Annotated in this window: 7 protein-coding genes and 1 tRNA gene; 2 read left to right on the forward strand and 6 right to left on the reverse strand. The window is 28.5% G+C overall.

Going from position 1 to position 3,623, the window contains the following annotated elements; translation table 11 throughout:
• Positions 1–226 (forward strand): hypothetical protein (locus QZZ11_RS01165; protein WP_292472761.1); only part of this gene is annotated, 226 nt, incomplete at its 5' end.
• A 421-nt stretch (positions 227–647) separates the two neighbouring features.
• On the opposite strand, the gene QZZ11_RS01170 is transcribed toward QZZ11_RS01165, so the two are convergent.
• From QZZ11_RS01170 to QZZ11_RS01185, 4 genes are all read right to left on the reverse strand, one after another.
• Positions 648–935, reverse strand: a complete 288-nt coding sequence (locus QZZ11_RS01170) for a hypothetical protein (protein ID WP_292472763.1) — start codon at positions 933–935, stop codon at positions 648–650.
• 255 nt (positions 936–1,190) lie between these two features.
• Positions 1,191–1,724, reverse strand: a complete 534-nt coding sequence (locus tag QZZ11_RS01175) for a DUF3310 domain-containing protein (RefSeq protein ID WP_292472764.1) — start codon at positions 1,722–1,724, stop codon at positions 1,191–1,193.
• Entirely contained in the window at positions 1,705–1,839 is a 135-nt protein-coding gene (locus QZZ11_RS01180) for a hypothetical protein (RefSeq protein ID WP_292472767.1), read from the reverse strand. Before QZZ11_RS01180 ends, QZZ11_RS01175 begins: the two co-directional genes overlap by 20 nt.
• A gap of 37 nt (positions 1,840–1,876) precedes the next feature.
• Complete coding sequence (locus tag QZZ11_RS01185) at positions 1,877–2,194, reverse strand: hypothetical protein (protein ID WP_292472769.1); 318 nt, start codon at positions 2,192–2,194, stop codon at positions 1,877–1,879.
• Between the two features lie 360 nt (positions 2,195–2,554).
• On the opposite strand from QZZ11_RS01185, the gene QZZ11_RS01190 reads away from it, so the two are divergent.
• Complete coding sequence (locus QZZ11_RS01190) at positions 2,555–2,875, forward strand: hypothetical protein (protein WP_292472771.1); 321 nt, start codon at positions 2,555–2,557, stop codon at positions 2,873–2,875.
• Positions 2,876–3,031: 156 nt separating this feature from the next.
• Here the strand turns inward: QZZ11_RS01190 and QZZ11_RS01195 are convergent.
• Positions 3,032–3,115 (reverse strand) — tRNA-Leu (locus QZZ11_RS01195).
• Between the two features lie 180 nt (positions 3,116–3,295).
• Positions 3,296–3,511, reverse strand: a complete 216-nt coding sequence (locus QZZ11_RS01200) for a TM2 domain-containing protein (RefSeq protein ID WP_292472774.1) — start codon at positions 3,509–3,511, stop codon at positions 3,296–3,298.
• Positions 3,512–3,623: the final 112 nt, after the last annotated feature.

Consider the following 3,623-nt stretch of genomic DNA (forward strand, 5'->3'; position numbering starts at 1 on the left):
AAAAAGTAAGTATCCTAATCAATATAATAAACCTTCATTTAAAATATATGAACTTACTTATGAAGCCGTTAATAGTTTTGGTGCTTCTTTGAAAGATACTTGCTATGGTAGATTTAATATGAATGGTGATTTAGTGGCTATCAAACTTCAAGAAAATGATTCGTGGAATCTATTAGGTAATTTCTTCTCTATTCCTGAATATTATGAAATGATAAAAAATAATTAGTTTAATTTCCTCTATAATATGTAATGTGTTATGGAGGATAATTTTTCTGTCACAAATAGTGTAAAATAAGACAAAGAAACAGTGTCTTCCATCAATTTTTTCCAAATTTTTAAAATTTTTTTACAGTAATTTTTTACCACATTAAAAAGCATTTCGCCACATTTAATTGTTTGATAATGAAAATGTTATCCAAAATTTTGCTCATTTTTCATAGCCTATGAAAAAAAAGCAAAAAGTGTGATAATGATGTGATAGTTAAATAGTTAAGATAAAAAAATAGTAATATAGTAAAATTTTCCATAAGGTAGGTAACATACAGGTAAAATTGTAGAAATTCTACCTTTTGACATCGCAGCAAAAAAAAAAACAGTCGGAAAGAAGATACTTTTCGGCTGTTAATTTATTTTATAAAGTTTAGTAATTATTCCATAATATCATCCATAGAGTTGAAGTCTGAAGTATTATCAATAAGGAAGTCTGAGTTATCGTTCATATCTGGTAGTTCGTTATTATCTGTAATATTATCATCAGGATAAGTTGGTTCAGGTTCTATTTCGTGTGGATAGGTATCGGTTGTTTCTTGATGGTAGTCGTGGTTATCATATGGTGGTTGAGGTTTATTATATTTACCATAGCCATTAAGTTTATCAATATTACCGAGAGCTTGCATAAGAACGAAGATAGCAGAGAATCCGATAACGACATCCATAAAGAAAGTCAAGGGGAAATTAACGATAAGATAAATAGCGCAGAAAGTTATAAGGAATTCCACGAAGATTTTAAATTTAAGTAAGATAGTTGAGTTATTGTTGTTTGGTTTCATAGTATAACATATTTTTTTATTATTATAATACATATAAATAGTTTTAGGGAGTAAAAAAGTGGTGAAAAAGTATAATACAAAAAGGTACTCAAAAGAGTACCTAAGGAGTAATAATATATGAAAAATGATAATAAAACAGTATTATTCTTTATCAAAGAATTCAGATACTTTAGTTTTGATTAGTTTATCTTTTAGTTCATGAGCCTTATTAAGATACCATTGTTCTTTTTGGATATCTTGTTCTATAGAGTTATCAGGTTTAGTACCCATTCTCATTCTATATTTAAAGGCGTTCATTTCGCAGAAGGTAATAAGGTTTTGAGTTCCCCAAATAGATTCCATCATATCAATAACTTCTACACCATAGTTATTATAATGGGAAGGATGGTTTACATGTTCATAGTTTTCATTAGTACTCAAAAGAGTACTGTCATTAGTGGCACGTTCATTATTATTTAGTTCTTTAATTTTTTTTACTGTTAATTCATATAGTTTATTAAAATCTTGATTATGATATTGTGCAGTAGTTCTGATGATAAATGATAACGTGTCATAAGTTACATAGTCTGAATTGTTAAGTGATTCTGTTATATCTGATGGCACTGTCATACCAATATTTTTTAGTGCGGTAATTACATCACTTTTTTTAAGTAGATTATTTTGTTGTGTATTCATATAGTTTATTTATTTTAGCGTTTTTATTTGATTGTTCCAATTCTTTTATTACTTTAAGCATTTCTTGTTTATTTTTGAAGTAAGTAATTACATTGGGTGATTCAGGTTTAACCATATAGTATACACCCTCATAATAGCAGAAATTAAATGTCTCAGTCATATTCGGTGATATCTTTAATTATATTACATTTATCGCATTTACATGTTACCTGTAGCGTTATGCCGTTAGGTTTAAAAAAAACACCAGTTATTCCTCCATGTTTAGTGTGCTCTTTAACAAAATTATCATATCTCCAGGATTCTACAGGTGATAATTTAAATGCATATGGATTTTTAGATAACTCCTTCCTGTCTTCAGGATAAGAATTATCTATAGTAACAGCAGTACTGTTAACTGCAGCATTCTTAGTCTCATTTGTCGTTTCTGTATACTCTTCCTTCCTAAAATACTTCGTTATAAAGTTAAACATATGTAATAATCATTTGTCTCTATCTATGCAATAATCATGCCAAATCAAATTATTTCTGTATACAAATATATAAATTTTACCAATATTTAACAACTATTATCTAATAAATTTTATATTAAATCGTTTTAATAGAATATGCTAGTTGGAGATTATACTTCAGGGTTAAAATTAAAAAAATTCGTTCTCTGCTTGGAGCACCTGATGGGTGTCAAAAAATATATTTCATTGTATTATATAGCAATAATCGTGCCGTAATGAAAAATTTTTGATATAAATTACTATTTATAGTTGATTATTTCATTGAAAATTAGTATATTTGTAAAAATCTTAATAATAATAAAAAAACAAAATTAATTAATTATGTTTGATTGGAATAAGTATTTTGATGAAAGGCTCAAGAGGAATCACAGAACGATTCCTGTGCTTTGGCTTCTTTGGGTAGTATTTACTGCCTGTATTGGTATTGTTATTGCCAATGTTCCTTGGGGAATTTTAACGCTTGTTGGTGCTGTTGGATATGCACTTGCATGTGTTTATTATTTTTTGGGTGGACAATGGTGGAATCGTAAGGAGCAGTTCTATTATGACAAGAAGACATTGCTTGAAGGAATTGATGTTTTCGTAAAGGAGCACAATCTTGAGAAGGAATGGAAGGAGTTCACTGAGCCAAAGGTTAAGTAACAATAGTTACATAAAAAAATTAAGAGACGGTAGTTTTAAACTATCGTCTCTTTTTTTTAACAAAGTACCCAATGAAAATATACAGATATGATATGATATTCTATGTGTACAAAAAAGAACTACGGGGGTTCATTGGGTACTTAAAAATAAAATTTGTAGCTGAGGTGGGATTCGAACCCACACGGGCATTCTGCCCAAGGGATTTTAAGTCCCTAATGTCTACCATTCCATCACTCAGCCAAATTTCAAAGAACATTTAAAAAAACGGAAAACATTTTTTAGTATATATTAATTGCCATATACTGGGGTTTCCTATAATTTTATCAATAATATTATAAGATTTGCTGTATGTTTTCCTAAAAATAGATTATGAATAGCATTCAGTTACAAATATACAATAAATATATTAAATAACAAAATTTAATTCAGATACATTTGTATTGGTTGGTTATTTTTATCATTAAATTGTCCACAGGCAATAAGAATAAGGTCAATAACAATCCAAATACCGAAACCACCAAGGGTAAGAAGCATAAGGATACCTGTGCCGATTTTACCATTCATAAAACGGTGAACACCCAATCCTCCGAAGAAAATACACATAAGCAGTGTAAGAAGCCATCTTTGATTTAACATAATACTTACTATTTTAATTTTAATTATTTAATTTCGATAACAAATCTTTTGGTTAGATAGTTACTAACGGTATTAACTGTATATGTAGCATAGAGAACATCGTAGAATCTAA

It is taken from the genome of Methanosphaera sp. (assembly GCF_016282985.1).
Lineage (GTDB): Archaea > Methanobacteriota > Methanobacteria > Methanobacteriales > Methanobacteriaceae > Methanosphaera.

Coding starts and splice junctions, on each gene's coding strand:
- QZZ11_RS01170 (WP_292472763.1), bottom strand. CDS start 935: ATGGATGTCGTTATCGGATTCTCTGCTATCTTCGTTCTTATGCAAGCT.
- QZZ11_RS01200 (WP_292472774.1), bottom strand. CDS start 3,511: ATGTTAAATCAAAGATGGCTTCTTACACTGCTTATGTGTATTTTCTTC.
- QZZ11_RS01180 (WP_292472767.1), bottom strand. CDS start 1,839: ATGGTTAAACCTGAATCACCCAATGTAATTACTTACTTCAAAAATAAA.
- QZZ11_RS01175 (WP_292472764.1), bottom strand. CDS start 1,724: ATGAATACACAACAAAATAATCTACTTAAAAAAAGTGATGTAATTACC.
- QZZ11_RS01190 (WP_292472771.1), top strand. CDS start 2,555: ATGTTTGATTGGAATAAGTATTTTGATGAAAGGCTCAAGAGGAATCAC.
- QZZ11_RS01185 (WP_292472769.1), bottom strand. CDS start 2,194: ATGTTTAACTTTATAACGAAGTATTTTAGGAAGGAAGAGTATACAGAA.